14 protein-coding genes are annotated in these 12,858 nt (G+C 74.9%); 7 read left to right on the top strand and 7 right to left on the bottom strand.

Annotation, left to right across the window (positions count from 1 at the left end):
- Window positions 1-75: 75 nt before the first annotated feature.
- The 4 genes from ACFYWL_RS16460 (at window position 76) to ACFYWL_RS16445 (ending at window position 3,427) form a co-directional block, all read left to right on the top strand.
- Window positions 76-609: a YlcI/YnfO family protein gene (locus ACFYWL_RS16460; RefSeq protein WP_386973104.1), complete on the top strand. Its 534-nt coding sequence runs from the start codon at window positions 76-78 to the stop codon at window positions 607-609.
- A 133-nt stretch (window positions 610-742) separates the two neighbouring features.
- The gene (locus tag ACFYWL_RS16455) at window positions 743-1,582 is read left to right on the top strand and encodes a DUF4097 domain-containing protein (protein ID WP_386973101.1); all 840 of its coding nucleotides are present in this window, start codon (window positions 743-745) and stop codon (window positions 1,580-1,582) included.
- Window positions 1,583-1,610: 28 nt separating this feature from the next.
- Entirely contained in the window at window positions 1,611-2,570 is a 960-nt protein-coding gene (locus tag ACFYWL_RS16450; protein WP_386973099.1) for an ATP-binding cassette domain-containing protein, read from the top strand.
- The gene (locus ACFYWL_RS16445; RefSeq protein WP_386973096.1) at window positions 2,567-3,427 is read left to right on the top strand and encodes an ABC transporter permease; all 861 of its coding nucleotides are present in this window, start codon (window positions 2,567-2,569) and stop codon (window positions 3,425-3,427) included. The genes ACFYWL_RS16450 and ACFYWL_RS16445 overlap by 4 nt, the downstream gene beginning before the upstream one ends.
- An 18-nt stretch (window positions 3,428-3,445) precedes the next feature.
- On the opposite strand, the gene ACFYWL_RS16440 is transcribed toward ACFYWL_RS16445, so the two are convergent.
- From ACFYWL_RS16440 to ACFYWL_RS16410, 7 genes are all read right to left on the bottom strand, one after another.
- Window positions 3,446-3,820 (bottom strand): DUF4259 domain-containing protein, encoded by a 375-nt coding sequence (locus ACFYWL_RS16440; protein ID WP_386973094.1) that lies wholly within the window; start codon window positions 3,818-3,820, stop codon window positions 3,446-3,448.
- A 196-nt stretch (window positions 3,821-4,016) separates the two neighbouring features.
- Window positions 4,017-5,648, bottom strand: a complete 1,632-nt coding sequence (locus ACFYWL_RS16435; RefSeq protein WP_386973091.1) for a SulP family inorganic anion transporter — start codon at window positions 5,646-5,648, stop codon at window positions 4,017-4,019.
- Between the two features lie 240 nt (window positions 5,649-5,888).
- The gene (locus ACFYWL_RS16430; protein WP_386973089.1) at window positions 5,889-6,512 is read right to left on the bottom strand and encodes a hypothetical protein; all 624 of its coding nucleotides are present in this window, start codon (window positions 6,510-6,512) and stop codon (window positions 5,889-5,891) included.
- A gap of 191 nt (window positions 6,513-6,703) precedes the next feature.
- Entirely contained in the window at window positions 6,704-7,927 is a 1,224-nt protein-coding gene (locus ACFYWL_RS16425; RefSeq protein WP_386973087.1) for a S8 family peptidase, read from the bottom strand.
- 106 nt (window positions 7,928-8,033) lie between these two features.
- Window positions 8,034-8,810: a nucleotidyltransferase domain-containing protein gene (locus tag ACFYWL_RS16420; protein WP_386973084.1), complete on the bottom strand. Its 777-nt coding sequence runs from the start codon at window positions 8,808-8,810 to the stop codon at window positions 8,034-8,036.
- A gap of 26 nt (window positions 8,811-8,836) precedes the next feature.
- Window positions 8,837-9,325: a roadblock/LC7 domain-containing protein gene (locus ACFYWL_RS16415; RefSeq protein ID WP_386973081.1), complete on the bottom strand. Its 489-nt coding sequence runs from the start codon at window positions 9,323-9,325 to the stop codon at window positions 8,837-8,839.
- The gene (locus ACFYWL_RS16410; RefSeq protein ID WP_386973079.1) at window positions 9,322-9,693 is read right to left on the bottom strand and encodes a hypothetical protein; all 372 of its coding nucleotides are present in this window, start codon (window positions 9,691-9,693) and stop codon (window positions 9,322-9,324) included. Before ACFYWL_RS16410 ends, ACFYWL_RS16415 begins: the two co-directional genes overlap by 4 nt.
- Window positions 9,694-10,130: 437 nt before the next feature.
- Here ACFYWL_RS16410 and ACFYWL_RS16405 point away from each other — a divergent pair, with 437 nt between their 5' ends.
- From ACFYWL_RS16405 to ACFYWL_RS16395, 3 genes are all read left to right on the top strand, one after another.
- Window positions 10,131-10,334, top strand: coding sequence for a hypothetical protein (locus ACFYWL_RS16405; RefSeq protein WP_036372683.1), 204 nt, complete (start codon window positions 10,131-10,133; stop codon window positions 10,332-10,334).
- Window positions 10,335-10,416: 82 nt separating this feature from the next.
- Entirely contained in the window at window positions 10,417-11,226 is an 810-nt protein-coding gene (locus tag ACFYWL_RS16400; protein ID WP_386973076.1) for a histone, read from the top strand.
- Window positions 11,227-11,356: 130 nt separating this feature from the next.
- The gene (locus tag ACFYWL_RS16395; RefSeq protein ID WP_386973074.1) at window positions 11,357-12,775 is read left to right on the top strand and encodes an RNB domain-containing ribonuclease; all 1,419 of its coding nucleotides are present in this window, start codon (window positions 11,357-11,359) and stop codon (window positions 12,773-12,775) included.
- Window positions 12,776-12,858 lie beyond the last annotated feature (83 nt).

Below are 12,858 nucleotides of genomic sequence, written 5' to 3'. Positions count from 1 at the left end.
GCTGGCGCCAACCGTGGCGTCATCGCTGCGCCATGTTGGCTTGTTCGTGTGCCATCTATGTGCCATAGTGGTGCCATGGACCTGAACTCCTACGTGAGCAACCTCGGGCGCGAGTTCGCCACCCTCGCCGAGGCCGGCGGCGACGAGTCGCGGTTGCTGGTCGAGCGCCTGACCGGTTCGCTGGAATCGGCGATCCGGATGACCCTGCTGGAGGCGCTGTCGGCCGCCGCCGACGAGATCACCCGGGACCTGGCGCCGGGCTCGGTGGAGCTGCGCCTGCGCGGGCGCGACCCGGACTTCGTCGTGACCCCGCCACCCGCCGAGCCGCTTCCGCCCGCCGCGGAGGGCGTCGCGGCGACGACCGGCGGCGCACCGGAAGCCGTACTGCCGATCGCCGAGGACAGCCCCGCCGCGCGGATCAACGTACGCCTGCCCGAGCAGCTCAAGGCCGCGATCGAGGAGGCGGCGGCGAGGGAGGGCCGCTCGGTCAACGCCTGGCTGGTCCGCGCCGCCGCCGCCGCCCTGCAGCGGCCCGACCCCGACCAGCGCCCCGAGCCCCGCGACAGCGGCAAGCGAGCCCGGCAGAGCTTCACCGGCTGGGTGCGCTGACCGCGCCGCACCAGGCAAGCCCCACACCACCCAGCGTCCAGACCACGGACGCACCGCGCCGGGCCGCACCGTGCCCGGCCTCACGTCCCCGACCTGCGGGGACGACTCACCCACCCATGATGCGGAGACAACCATGCCTACTTTCGAGACCCCCGGACCCATCGCCGTCACGCTGGAGCTCGGCGTCGCCCACGTGCGGGTCGCCGCGAGCGACCGAACCGACACCGTCGTCGAGGTCCGGCCCAGCGACGAGACCGACGAGTCCGACGTGCAGGCCGCCGCGCAGGTCCGGGTCGACTGCGCCAACGGCGCGCTCCAGGTCACCGGCCCGAAGCGCACCTTCGACTTCTCCAAGAAGAGCAGGTCGGTGCAGGTCTCCATCGAACTGCCCACCGGTTCCCCGCTCTCCGCCCACCTGGTGATGGGCGACATCCGCTGCACGGGCCGGCTCGGCGAGTGCCGGATCAAGACCACCGGCGACGTACGGATCGAACGGACCGGCCCGCTGCGCCTGCACACCGGGGTCGGTCACCTCACCGTCGACGGCGTCGCGGGCGACGCCGAGATCTCCACCGGCTCCGGCAAGGTCCAGCTCGGCGAGGTCGACGGCGCAGTGTCGGTGAAGAACTCCAACGGCGACACCACCATCGACGCGGTCACCGGCGACGGGCGGGTGCGCGCGGCCAACGGCGACATCCACGTCGAGCGGGCCGGCGCCGGCGTCGACGCGAAGACGTCCAACGGCAGCATCCGGCTCGGCGAGGTGGTTCGCGGCGCGATCGTGCTCGGCACCGCCGCCGGCAACCTGGACGTCGGCATCGCCGAGGGCACCGCCGCCTGGCTGGAGGTCAACACCGGGTACGGGCACGTACGCAACCTGCTGGACAGCGCCGGGCGGCCCGACGGGACCGAGCAGACCGTCGAGGTGCGCGCCGCCACCTCCTACGGCGACATCACCATCCACCGCTCCTGACTTCCTTCGCCCCGAGGAGAGAACAAGCATGTCCAGCACGCGAACCCGCCCGGCGATCGCCGTGACCGGGCTACGGAAGTCGTTCGGCGACCAGGTCGTACTCGACGGCGTCGACCTGCACGTGCCGGCCGGCACGGTCTTCGCGCTGCTCGGCGCGAACGGCGCCGGGAAGACCACCACCGTCCGGATCCTGTCCACCCTGCTCGGGGCCGACGCCGGTGACGTCCGGGTCGCCGGGCACGACCTCGCCCGCGAACCGGACGCGGTGCGCGCCGCGATCGGGGTCACCGGGCAGTTCTCCGCGGTGGACAATCTGCTCACCGGCGAGGAAAACCTGCTGCTGATGGCGGACCTGCGCCACCTGCCCCGGGCCGAGGGCCGGCGGCTGGCGGCCCGGCTGCTCGAACAGTTCGACCTGGCCGACGCGGCCCGTAAGCCGGCGTCGACCTACTCCGGGGGCATGCGGCGGCGGCTCGACCTGGCGATGACCCTGGTCGGCGACCCGCGGGTGATCTTCCTCGACGAGCCGACGACCGGGCTGGACCCGCGCAGCCGCCGGAACATGTGGCAACTCGTCCGGGACCTGGTGGCCGACGGCGTCACCATCTTCCTGACCACGCAGTACCTGGAGGAGGCCGACGAGCTGGCCGACCGGATCGCGGTCCTGCACCGCGGCCGAATGGTGGCCGAGGGCACCGCGGAGGAGCTCAAGCGTCGGATCCCCGGCGGGCACGTCCGCCTGCGGTTCGCCGACGAGCAGGGCCTCGACGCGGCCCGGCGCGTGCTGGGTCAGGTCCCGCGCGACGGCGACGCCCTCGCCCTGCGGGTGCCCAGCGACGGCAGCCTGGGCTCGCTCAGGACCCTGATCGGCCGGCTCGACGACCAGGCGGTCCAGGTCGACGAGTTGTCCGTGCACACCCCCGACCTCGACGACGTCTTCCTCGCCCTCACCGGCGGCCCCAGCGACGAGAAGGTGACCATCCGATGAGCACCCCCGCCCTCACCGGCCCCGCTCCGGCGGCCCTCCGCCTCCACCCGCTGCGCGACTCGGCGACGATGCTGCGCCGCAACCTCCGCCGCATGTTGCGGTACCCGTCGATGACCGTGACGCTCGTCGCGATGCCCGTCGTCTTCCTGCTGCTGTTCGTCTACGTGTTCGGCGGCACGCTGGGCGCCGGGCTCGGCGGGGCGGTGCCCGGCGGCGGCGGGGCGGTGCCCGGCGGAGCGGCCGGCGGGCGCGCCGCGTACGCCAACTACGTGGCCCCCGCGATCATCCTGATGACCGTGACGGCGGCGGTGCAGGGGACGGCGATCACCATCGCCATGGACCTGACCGAGGGGATCATCGCCCGGTTCCGGACGATGCACATCGCCCGTGTCTCGGTGCTGACCGGGCACGTCCTGGGCAGCATGATCCAGGCGATGTTCAGCGTGCTGGTCGTGACCGGCGTCGCCGTCCTGGTCGGCTTCCGGCCCGCCGCCGGGCCGGTCGGGTGGCTGGCCGCGGCCGGCTTCCTGGCGGCGGTGACCTTCGCGCTCGTCTGGCTGGCGGTCGCGCTCGGCCAGGTGAGCGGGAGCGTCGAGACCGCCAGCAACCTGCCCATGCCGCTCGTCCTGCTGCCCTTCCTCGGCAGCGGGTTCGTCCCCACCGACTCCATGCCGGCCGGGCTGCGCTGGTTCGCCGAGTACCAGCCCTTCACGCCCATCATCGAGACCCTGCGCGGCCTGCTGATGGACGAGCCGGTCGGCAACGACGGGTGGATCGCGCTCACCTGGTGCGCGGCCATCGCGCTGGGCGGCTACCTCTGGTCGAGGCGGCTGTTCAACCGGGAGCCCGCGCGCTGACGGTGGACCGGCATCGGCTCAGGAGCTGCGCGACGAGGCCAGCTCGGCGAGCTGGTCGAAGGTGCGGACGAGCACGTCGCGCCGCTGCGCCCGGTATTCGGGGCCGGGCGCCAGGCCGTCGATCGCCTCGTCCCAGACGGCCAGGAAGCGGCTCTTCCAGCCGGCGATGGTCTCTGGGTCGGGCAGCGTGACCCCGACGTGGCGCTGGCTGCCGATGAGGTGCAGCAGCTCCAGGTTGCAGGGGACGGCGACGCCCCAGTATTCGTCCGGCTCCAGCTCGACCGGGTCGCCGGACATCGCCGCCGCGATCTCGTCGACCAGCCGCCCGGTCACCGTCGACAGGTGATCGGCGGCGGTGTCGTCGTCGAAGTTGCCGCTGCCCCAGGTCCCCATGTTGCTCGCCCCTTTCGTGACCGTCGCTCGATCGACGCCCGAGTCAACCAGACACCACCGACGATCCGCCGCCGTCGACCGGTCCGCCGCCGTCGACCGGTCCGCCGCCGCCATGTCGGCGACATGGTGGCATCCGGCCGGTCGGGATACCCCCATGTCGCCGACATCGGGAACCCTCCGCCCCGGCCGGGCCCCGTCAGTCCGTCGCGTCGACCGTGCGCGGGCGGTCGTCCTCCGCCGGGCGCGGGGCGACGACGTGCACCGACACCCCCGCGTTGCGGTTGTGCGTCTCGATCCAGGTGTCCAGCGCGGTGCGGCAGGCGTGGTCGACGTGCCGCAGCCCGCGCAGGTCCAGCCGGACGGTCCGGTCGGCCGGCAGGTCGTTGAGCGTGGTGAGGATGGTGGGCAGCCGCAGGAAGGTGGCGTTCCCGGTGATCGCGACCTCGATGGGCCCCGGGCCGGCGTCGCGCGCGGGGACGTCGCCCACCGAGGCGCCGCCCACGGCGGCGTCCCGGACCACGGCGGAACCGCCCGCAGCGGAACCGCCCACGGCGGAACCGCCCACGGCGGAACCGCCCACGGCGGCGTCCCGCACGGTGACCCGGACGTGCGAGGTCTCCCACGCGGTCTTCACCACGGCCAGGCCGAGGCCGACGAGCACGCCGGTGAACATGTCGGTGGTGAGGATGGCCAGGGCCGTCACCGCCAGCACCGCCGCCTCGCCCCGGTGTTCCCGCCACAGCTCGGGCAGCGCGCGTAGCGGCAGCAGCTTGACCCCGGCGTGGACGAGCACGGCGGCGAGCGCGGGCAGCGGCATCAGCCCGATCAGGCCGGGCGCGGCGGCGGCGAACAGCAGCAGCCACAGCCCGTGCAGCACCCGGGACGCCTTCGTCCGCGCCCCGGCCCGCACGTTGGCGGAGCTGCGGACGATGACGGCGGTCATCGGCAGGGCGCCGAGGAGGCCGCAGAGGGCGTTCCCGGTGCCCTGCGCCACGAGTTCCCGGTCGAAGTCGGTGCGGGGGCCCTGGTGCAGCCGGTCGACGGCCGCCGCGCTGAACAGGCTCTCCGCCGACGCGACCAGGGTGAACGTGGCGATGGTGGCCAGCACCCCCACGTCCACGAGAGTGCCCCAGTGCCCGAGCGACGGCTGCATCGCCGCGAGCAGCCCCTCGACCTCGATGGTGTCGACGGGCAGCCCGAGCGCGGCGGTCACCCCGGCCGCCGCCACGACGGCGACGAGCGCGCCGGGGACCGTCCGCAGCCGGCCGGGCAGGCTGTCCCAGAACACCATCACGGCGATGGTGGCCGCGCCCACGGCGAGCGAGACCCGCGCCGGTGTGGACGTCGCGACCTCGCCCACCAGCCCCGGCAGGCCGGTGAACTTGCCCGGCCCGGTGTGTGGCGCGGCGACGCCGGCCAGCACGTAGAGCTGCCCGGCGATGAGCAGCAGGCCGATGCCGGCGAGCATGCCCTGCACCACCGACACGGTGATGGCCCGGAACCAGCGGCCGAGCCGCAGCAGCCCCAGGCCGATCTGGAGCAGCCCGGCGACCAGGACGATGGTGCCGAGGCCGGCGAGGCCGTAGCGGTCCACGGCCTCGGCGACCAGCACGGTCAGGCCGGCGGCGGGGCCGCTGACCTGCATGCTGCTGCCGGGCATGAACCCCACGACGAGGCCGCCGACGATCCCGGTGACCAGGCCGAGTTCGGCCGGCACGCCGGAGGCGACGGCGATGCCCACGCAGAGCGGGAGGGCGACGAGGAAGACGACGACGGAGGCGGACAGGTCGGCGCGCAGCGTGCGCCAGGGCAGGGCGGGAGGCGACATCGTTCACATCCGGAAAAGGCGGGCGAGCGGGGCAACGGGTTGGCCACCGACGCCGGCCGCCGGCTGCTCGCGCCGCCGGCCGGGCCGGGGGTACGGGTGCCGGCGGCGCGGTGGCCGGCGGGTGACCGCGTGGCGGTCAGGGGTACGGGAAGGTGCCCGACGGGCCGGGTGACGTCCTCGCCGCCCGTCGGCCGCACGTCGCCCGCGACGGCGGGCGGGCCGGGTTCCGGCCGGCGTCGCTCAGCAGCGCAGGACGCTCAGCCGGATCGGGTCGGGCCCCGCGTCGGCGGTGGCGGGGCGACCGTCGGCGGTGTTGCCCCGGCGGACGGTGGCGTCGGGCAGGGCCGACCCGACCTGCGGCACGGAGTCGCGGCGGTCGGTGCCCTGGCTGCCCCGGCCGGAGCGGCTGGCGGACCCGCATGCCTTCCCGTCGAAGCGGGGCACGACGGTGGGGTCCGGCGACTGGCCGGTGTGCGCCGCGAGCGTGGCCACGAGGCGGTACGCCTCCAGGGCGACCTGCCCGGCCCGCCCGGTGCGCGGCGGCACGCCGGCCCGGGGCGCTGCCTCGGGCCGGGCAGCCGCGTGGGCCCGGGCAGCCGCGTGGGCCCGGGCAGCCGCGTGGGCCCGGGCAGCCGCGTCGGCGTTCGGCGCGGCGGTGGCCGGGCTGGCGGGGACGCCCGGTGCGCCGGCCTGCAACGCGGTGTCGGCCTGAGGCGCGGTGCCGGCCTGGGCCGCGGCGTCGCCGTACGGCGCGCTGGACCGCGGTGCGACGTCGAGCGGGGCGCGGCAGACGAGGCCGATGTGCAGCAGGAGCGCGCAGGCGAGCAGCGGGGCGAGGAGAACGGTGACGGGTCTGCGCTGCACCGCTCACCCCCAGGCCGGTACGCGTGCACGCGCGCCGCGTGCCACCACACGGTAGAACTGCCGACCCGAGGTGCCGGTTACGCCCGTTTTAACAGATTAATGCGCTCTTGTGGGACTGTGGCGGTCCGCGCCCGGACGCGGTACGGCCCCGGAGCGATCGGGCGCTCCGGGGCCGTGCCTGGGGTGGGACGTCAGCTGGTGGGGGAGACGTACAGCAGGCGGTTCGGGGAACCGGTGCCGGGGCTGGTGACCACGCCGGCGGTGGCCGTGCTGGTCAGGTACGACGCGACCTGGGCCGGGGTCCAGGTCGGGTTGTTGGACAGGACGCGGGCGGCGGCGCCGGCCACGTGCGGCGAGGCCATCGAGGTGCCGCTGATGGTGTTGGTCGCCGTGTTGCTGCTGTACCAGGCCGAGAGGACGTCCACGCCCGGGGCGAAGATGTCCAGGCAGGTGCCGAAGTTGGAGAAGCTGGCGCGCGCGTCGTTGCTCTGCGTCGCCCCGACGGTGATCGCCGTGGGGACGGCGGCCGGCGAGGAGGTGCAGGCGTTGGCGTTGGAGTTGCCGGCGGCCACCGCGTAGGTGATCCCGTCGGCGATGGAGTTCGCCACGGCCGTGTCCAGCGACGAGTTCGCGCCGCCGCCGAGGCTCATGTTCGCCACCGCCGGCTGGCCGGCCTGGTGGTTGGAGGTCACCCAGTTGACGCCGCCGATGACGCCGGCGTTGGTGCCCCGGCCCCGGCAGTTGAGCACCCGCACGGCGACGAGCTTGACGTCCTTGGCCACGCCGTACGTGGTGCCGCCGACGGTGCCGGCGACGTGGGTGCCGTGGCCGTTGCAGTCGGCGGCCGGCAGGGCGTCGTCGACCGCGTCGTACCCGTCGACGGCCTGGCCGCCGAAGTCGTTGTGGTTGATGTTGATGCCCGTGTCGATGATGTACGCCGTCACGCCGGTGCCGGCGCTGGTGTAGTTGTAGGACTTGCTCAGCGGCAGGGCGGCCTGGTCGGTGCGGTCCAGCCCCCACGGCGGGTTCGCCTGGGTGGTCTGGATGCTGACCTCGTGGTTCTGCTCGACCCAGGCGACGGACGGGTGCGCCGCGAGGCGCTTCGCGGCGGCCTCGGACAGCCGCACCTCGAAGCCGTTGAGCGCCGCGCCGTACACCTGGGCGACGCTGCCGCCGAACCGCTCGGCCAGGCTGCTGGCGGAGCTGGCGACGGCGGCGGCCCGGGTGCCGGCCCTGCCGCCGACGGCGCTGTCCTTCAGGACCACGATGTAGCTGGAGGCAACGGCGGTGGCGCCACCGGCGTGGCGGATCTCGCCGATCGCGGGGGCCGCGGACACCGGACCGCCGATCATGGTGGCGGCCAGCGCCGACGCGGTCAGCACGCCGAGGGTGGTGGCCTTGCGGTGGAGCGTCATCTATCGGTCTCCTCTGTCGTCGACCGCGTCCAAGCTGCGCGTACGCGGTCTGAGATCATGAGGACAGGCTATCCATAGATCCACGGCGAGCTATATATCGAATGGGTCATAGCATCGCGCGTATCTCGTCGCGTACGCCCCGCTGGAACGCGCGGGCCGCCGCGCCGCCGGGTGGCGGGCCGCCGGCCCGGGCCGCGATCGCCCGCGCGATCAGGTCGGCCGCCGGGTGCCCCCGCCCGACCAGCCGCCGCCCCGCCGCCACCTTCGGCAACCACTCGCCGTCGCGGCAGCGCACCAGCGCGCGGCAGGCGCCGAGCACCGCGTCCTCGGCGCCGGCCGCCGGCTCGTCGCCGGGCGGGGTCGGCAGCGCCAGCCACCAGGTCAGCGCGTCCACCAGCAGCCGGCGCAGGTCGGCCGGCGTCAGGTCGGCGAACGCCTCCCCGGCCGGCGGCCCGAGCAGGGCCAACCCGCCGGAGTGCAGGATGCTGCGGTCCAGCCCGTACCAGAACCGGCCGTCGGCGGCCGGCCGCTCGTCGCCGGACCAGGTCACCCGCAGCGGCATCCGGTCGCCCGTGTTCAGCTCCACCTCGAAGCCCGGCTCCGGGGTGCCCGACCGGGCCACGTCCCGGCGGTAGACGACCAGCTCCAACCCGCGCGCCGGGCAGGGCAGCGCCTCGTGCCGCAGCCGGGCGACCAGCTCCCGCTTGCGTCCGGCGGGCAGGGCCCGCGCGCACAGCAGCGCCACGTCCACGTCGCTGCGCCCCGGCTGGTACGCGCCGAGCGCCACCGACCCCGCCGCGTACGCGCCGACGAGGTCGTCGCCGAGCACCTCGCCGGCCGCGGCGACCAGCTCCGTCAGGTAGCGCTCCACCTTCGTGTCCACCGTCGCATTGTGGCCTCCCGACCCGCTCAGTGGCGGTCCCGCTCCAGCAGGGCGGCGAGCCGCTCGGCCGTCGACGGCGCGTGCAGGTGCAGCCGGGCCACGTTGATGCTGTCCTGTCCCACCACGGCGAGCAGCGCCTGCCGGCTGACGGCGTAGACGCTGAGGTAGCCGTGGTCGTTGCGGACGGTGGACTGCTGGAACTCGCCCTGGCTCAGCCGTAGCCCCACCTGCCGGCCCAGGCCGTACGTGGTCGCGGCGAGCGCGGCCAGGTCGTTCGGGTCGACGTCGGTCTGCATGTTGTGCGTGATGAGCAGGCCGTCCACGCCGCCGAGGACGCAGCCGTGCACGCCGGGGATCTGCAACCGCAGGTCGGCCAGCGCCTGCCCGATCGCCGAGTACGGCAGCGAGGGGTTGCCCGCCAGCGACGGCGGGAACGACCGGGGCGCCGGCAGGTCCCCCGGCTGCCGCGCGGTACGTCGCGGCAGGACGGTTCCGGTGCTGTCGACCACGCTCACAGCTCCAGGCTCTCCTCGATGACGCGCAGCTGGTGGCGGGCCATCGCCAGGTTGGACCGGCTCTTGCTCACCATCAGGTACAGGAACAGGCCCTTGCCCGTCCGGCTGGTGACCGGCCGGATCAGGTGGTACTGCGAGCCGAGGGTGATGAGGATGTCCTCGATCTCGTCGTTCAGGTTCAGCATCTCGATGGTGCGCAGCTTGGCGCGGACCACGTCGGTGTTGCCGGCGGCGGCGACCGTCAGGTCGATCTCCCCCGTGCCGCCGGCCACGCCGAGCGTCATCCCGCTGTTGTAGTCGACCAGTGCGGCGCCGATCGCGCCATCGATATTCATCGCGCTCTTGAGTGCGACGTCAAGGTTCGCCACGGTGTTTTCCCCCAGGTCGGGCGGGCGGGCGTCGCCTGTGCGTTGCTGAGGGTCACGCGTCGGTGACAGGGGCGCCGCGCCGCGCAGAAGGTCTCGCAGAGGCTCGCACACGGCGGGGCGGGGCGCAGCCGCAAGCAGGCGTATCGACCTGAGCGGAGCGCCGAGCCGTCTCGCCGGTCCCGCAAATGGGACTCGGTGACGGATGGCACGGTTTCGTGCAGGCTGCTATGAACCCCTCAGGGCGGGTGGTAGGGGACGGGAGCGCCCTTACCGGCCGCCGCCCGGGCTCGCGGTGCCCCGAGCCGGAGCGGCAAGCCCGGCGCACGGGTTTCGCCGTTCCGGCCCGACGGCCGGGCAGCGCGTCTACTGTGGAAGCCGTCGGCGGCTGTTTGCCTGAACCGGTGGCGGCCGGGCGGTACGCGGTGCACAGTGATCCCATGAGCGACAGCGGAAGTGGTGGGCACTACTACTGGTGCACGCGACACCACCGGGTCGAGACCGAGGCCGACGTCTGCGCGGCGCGGCACGTGCTCGGGCCGTACGCCTCGGCAGCCGACGCGGAGAACGCCCTGCAACAGGTGCGGGAGCGCAACGACGCGTGGGACGCCGAGGACGCCCGTTGGGCCGGGGAGGACAGATAAGCGGCGCGGGACGGCCCGCGTCGAGGAACTCCGTGCCCCGAGAGGAGGCACGCGAGCGCATGTCCCCAAGGAGGGAACCACGATGGCCGAAGCACAAAAGGCCACCACCCGCCCGGCCACCCAACGTACGACCGCGAAGAAGACCGCCGCGGCCGGACGGGCCACGGGCACGACCCGGGCCGCCACCACGGCGACCCGGCGTCCGACCGTGACCAAGGCGTCCCCGAACGCCTCCGGCGCCGGGGCCGGCCGGGTGCCGGCGAAGAAGGCGGTCGCGAAGAAGGCCGCCGCGACGAAGGTCGCGACCAGCAAGACCCCGGTCGGCGGCAGGGCCGCGGCGAAGAAGGCGCCCGCCACGAGGACATCGGCGAAGAAGGCCCCGGCCGCCAAGACCACGACCGCCAGGAAGACCACCGCCGCCAAGACCGCCGCCGGGAGGAGCACGAGGAGCGCCACCGGCACGGCGGCGACCAGTCGGACGACGACATCGGCGAAGAAGGCGTCCCCGGCGGCGAAGCGCACGACCACCGCCGCGAAGAAGACCGGCGCGACCGCGGCGAAGCGCACGACCGCGGCGGCGAAGCGGACCGGCGCGACCGCGGCGAGCAAGGCCACCACGGCGAGCAAGGCCGCCACGGCGAAGAAGACCGCCACGGCGAAGAAGGCGCCGGCGGCGAAGAAGGCTCCGGCCAAGAAGGCGCCGGCGGCGAAGAAGACCACGGCCGCGAAGAAGGCTCCGGCGGCCAAGAAGACCACGGCCGCGAAGAAGGCTCCGGCCGCGAAGAAGACCACGGCCCGGAAGGCCACGTCGTCCCGGCCCACGGGCGTCACCCGCACGGCCACGGCCAGGAAGGCCCCGGCGAGGAGGTCGACGTCCCCCCGCACCCCCTGATCCCGCCCGCCCCACGTCGTTGACCAAGAGGTTTGCGTCAGGAGGCCGAGGGCCGGTGACGTGAACCTCTTGGTCAACCCCGGCGCGGTGCGGTGGGGCGGTGGGTGGGCGCGGGTGCCAGGATGGGGCGGTGGTGATCCGACGCGTCCTCGCGCCCCGCATCGACTTCGGCGCGCTACGCCGCGAGCTGGAACTGCCCGACGGGTTCCCGCCCGCGGCGCAGCGCGAGGCCGAGGCGGCCGCCGCCGCGCCGCCCCGGCCCGCCGTCGACCGCACCGACGTCCCGTTCGTCACCGTCGACCCGGCCACCTCGCGGGACCTCGACCAGGCGATGCACCTCGCCCGCCGCCGCAGTGGCGGCTTCCGGGTCCGGTACGCCATCGCCGACGTCGCCGCCCACGTGCGCCCCGGCGGCGCGCTGGAGGAGGAGACCTGGCGGCGGGGGCAGACCGTCTACCTGCCCGACGGCAACGTGCCCCTGCACCCGGAGACGCTCAGCGAGGGCGCGGCCAGCCTGCTGCCCGACCAGGACCGGGCGGCGGTGGTGTGGACGATCGACCTCGACGCCGAGGGTGGCACGGTCGCCGTCGCGCTGGAACGAGCCCTGGTGCGCAGCCGCGCCAAGCTGGACTACGTCGGCGTCCAGGCCGCCGCCGACGCCGGCCGGCTGCCCGAGCCGATCGCCCTGCTCCCCGAGCTGGGCGCGCTGCTCACCGCGCGCGGCCTGCGCCGTGGCGCGGTCAACCTGCCGCTGCCCGAGCAGGACGTCGAACCGGACGGCGACGGCTGGCGGCTGGTGCTGCGCGGCCCGGTCCCGATGGAGGAGCACAACGCGCAGATCTCCCTGCTCACCGGGATGGCCGCCGCCGACATCATGCTGGCCGGCGGGGTCGGCCTGCTGCGCACGATGCCGCCGCCGAGGCCGGAGGCGGTGGCCCGGCTGCGCACCGCCGCCGCCCCGCTGGGCGTGCACTGGCCGGACGGCGTCGGCGTCGGCGAGGTGCTGGCCGGGCTGAACGCCGCGGAGCCCCGGGCCGCCGCGTTCGTCGACCAGGCCGCCGAGCTGATGCGCGGTGCCGCGTACACCGCGTTCGACGGCGCGCTGCCCGAGCAGCCGGCGCACGGCGGGGTCGCCGCCGCGTACGCCCACGTCACGGCCCCGCTGCGCCGGCTGGCCGACCGGTACGCCACCGAGGTCTGCCTGGCCCTGCACGCCGGCCGGCCGGTGCCCGACTGGGCCCGCGCGGCGCTGCCCAGGCTGCCGCAGGTGATGGCCGCGACCGACCGGACGGCCGGCGCGGCCACCCGGGGCGCCGTCGAGCTGGCCGAGGCGGTGCTGCTGGCGCACCGGGTCGGCGAGACCTTCGACGCGGCGGCGCTGGACGTCGACGAGCCGAGGCCGGGCCGGCAGCCCGGCGGCACGGTGGCGCTGGACGCCCCGCCGGTGCGGGCCCGCTGCACGGGGCTGCTGCCGCTGGGCGAGCGGGTCCGGGTCCGGCTGGTCACCGCCGACCCGGCCACCCGGAAGGTCCTCTTCGCGCTGGCCTGACCGTGCGCCCGGAGCCCGCGCCGCGCGGGTCCGTTCGGCCCGCACCGCGCCCGACGCTGCTGCCGGCCCGCCTGGTTTGCGAG

Origin of the sequence: Micromonospora sp. NPDC002575 (assembly GCF_042889525.1) — a bacterium.
Classification (GTDB): Bacteria; Actinomycetota; Actinomycetes; order Mycobacteriales; family Micromonosporaceae; genus Micromonospora; species Micromonospora carbonacea.
The sequence above is the reverse complement of the archived record's forward strand: the minus strand, read 5'-3'. Positions and strand labels throughout refer to the sequence as shown.

What these genes read in the sequence shown, in the direction of transcription:
- ACFYWL_RS16450 (WP_386973099.1), top strand. Translation starts at nt 1,611, where the DNA reads ATGTCCAGCACGCGAACCCGCCCGGCGATCGCCGTGACCGGGCTACGG.
- ACFYWL_RS16400 (WP_386973076.1), top strand. Translation starts at nt 10,417, where the DNA reads ATGGCCGAAGCACAAAAGGCCACCACCCGCCCGGCCACCCAACGTACG.
- ACFYWL_RS16455 (WP_386973101.1), top strand. Translation starts at nt 743, where the DNA reads ATGCCTACTTTCGAGACCCCCGGACCCATCGCCGTCACGCTGGAGCTC.
- ACFYWL_RS16460 (WP_386973104.1), top strand. Translation starts at nt 76, where the DNA reads ATGGACCTGAACTCCTACGTGAGCAACCTCGGGCGCGAGTTCGCCACC.
- ACFYWL_RS16445 (WP_386973096.1), top strand. Translation starts at nt 2,567, where the DNA reads ATGAGCACCCCCGCCCTCACCGGCCCCGCTCCGGCGGCCCTCCGCCTC.
- ACFYWL_RS16425 (WP_386973087.1), bottom strand. Translation starts at nt 7,927, where the DNA reads ATGACGCTCCACCGCAAGGCCACCACCCTCGGCGTGCTGACCGCGTCG.
- ACFYWL_RS16440 (WP_386973094.1), bottom strand. Translation starts at nt 3,820, where the DNA reads ATGGGGACCTGGGGCAGCGGCAACTTCGACGACGACACCGCCGCCGAT.
- ACFYWL_RS16405 (WP_036372683.1), top strand. Translation starts at nt 10,131, where the DNA reads ATGAGCGACAGCGGAAGTGGTGGGCACTACTACTGGTGCACGCGACAC.
- ACFYWL_RS16435 (WP_386973091.1), bottom strand. Translation starts at nt 5,648, where the DNA reads ATGTCGCCTCCCGCCCTGCCCTGGCGCACGCTGCGCGCCGACCTGTCC.